This window comes from Haloferula chungangensis, from assembly GCF_042664875.1.
Classification (GTDB): domain Bacteria; phylum Verrucomicrobiota; class Verrucomicrobiia; order Verrucomicrobiales; family Akkermansiaceae; genus Haloferula; species Haloferula chungangensis.
Map to the genome: position 1 here is coordinate 1 of NZ_JBHTBS010000045.1, position 1,473 is coordinate 1,473.

1 protein-coding gene is annotated in these 1,473 nt (G+C 55.9%); it reads right to left on the bottom strand.

Translation table 11 applies throughout. The annotated features are described in order from the left end of the window. The coding region (locus ACFQY0_RS21075) for an IS110 family transposase (protein ID WP_379717001.1) at positions 1–1,153 on the bottom strand (1,153 nt) is incomplete at its 3' end. Positions 1,154–1,473: the final 320 nt, after the last annotated feature.

The window sequence follows — 1,473 nt, forward strand, 5'->3', positions numbered from 1 at the left end:
GAAACAGGATGCGCTGCCATTTGTAGGCGAGACTGCGGAGAATCGTTTGATGACGTTGTCCTTTGTCTTTCTGCTGTTGGTAGTAAGCCTTGGCCCAGAGGGATTTTATGACGGTTTGACCGGCCCACTCCACAAAGGTCTGGCGCCAAAATTTGTTGCAGGCATAGCGCCGGTGAACAAAGCGCATTTTACCGCTTTGTTTGGTGATGGGTGCGACGCCGCTGTGTTTCTGGACAGCGGCAGCGCTGGAGTATTTTTCACGGTCGCTACCGAAGAATCCGAGGAGCCTGGAGGCGAATGCGGCTCCTGCTCCTGGGAGGGTTTTGAAGATGCGAGCATCCTTGTGTTGGTCGGTTCGGGCTTTGATGAGTTGGTCGAAGCGCTTGATGCCGGTCTGTGCGGCGCTGATCTGACGGACCAGCCCGAGGATGAGTTCGTGGTAGACTTCAAGAATGTTTTCGCTGACGCAGAGGGCAACGGATTGGTCAATGAGTTCGAGCCTTTCCTTGATGACCTTCGGCCGCCGGCTCCGATGCGTGGAATAGAACTGGGTAATGGTGGATGGGCGAGCTTTCTGAAGCGCCTGAAGATTTGTCCATTTGGTGAGGAAGGCGCAGGCCAGTGGGCTAAAGAGGTCGCGTCCGACAAGATGCAGAGCTTGTGGGAAGGTGTCCTTGAGAGCCTGGGTGAGTTTGTTGGTGAGGCTGGTGCGGACGTCGACGAGCTGGCGCCGTTTTTCGGCAAGCAAGGCGATTTGATCGGCCAAGGGATCAGTCGGCAGCCAGGGCTCGAGTCTGGCGTGGCGTTCGTGGACGAAGAGAGCGAGAGCATTGGCATCCCTTCGGTCATCTTTGGCACGCGAGGCACTGAGGGACTCGCGGTATTTTTTGAGAACGGCGGGATTAACGAGGTAGAGACGTAGAAAGTCGAACTGGCTGAAGAAGTGGATGAGGTTCTGACACGGCTGCTCGATACAAAGTGCGATGATCTCACCCGGCGGAAGATTCGCTTTAAGACTGAGTGCCCAGGGGAGCAATGTCTCGGGTGCCGAGCTGATTTTCGAATAGGCCGGGCAATCTCCGTTCGCGTCGAGGATGCACAGATCGATTGTGGCGTCGGAGCGGTCGATGCCGACGAATTGGTGGTGTTTCATGATGTCATATTTGGGTTGGAGAACACGCGGGCTTGCTCGGGCGACGGCTTTATAGGAGTGTCATGAGCGACAACCACTGAGGAGTCGTTGTTGAGCAAACCACGCTCCGCCGGTCTGACAGCTTGTTCTTATTCATTGCAGCGAATGGCGTGCGACAGTCATGACCGGCGGAGGCGTGGAGATTCATGGTAGAAGAGTGATGGCGAAAGGGAATGAAAAGCGGCATTGGCGACGGACTTGTTCACAATCCGGGCGCAGTCGAACGGCCTCGCTCCGGGCCTCATCGCCCGGCTTGATGAATAAGTCCGGATGTCCTATAA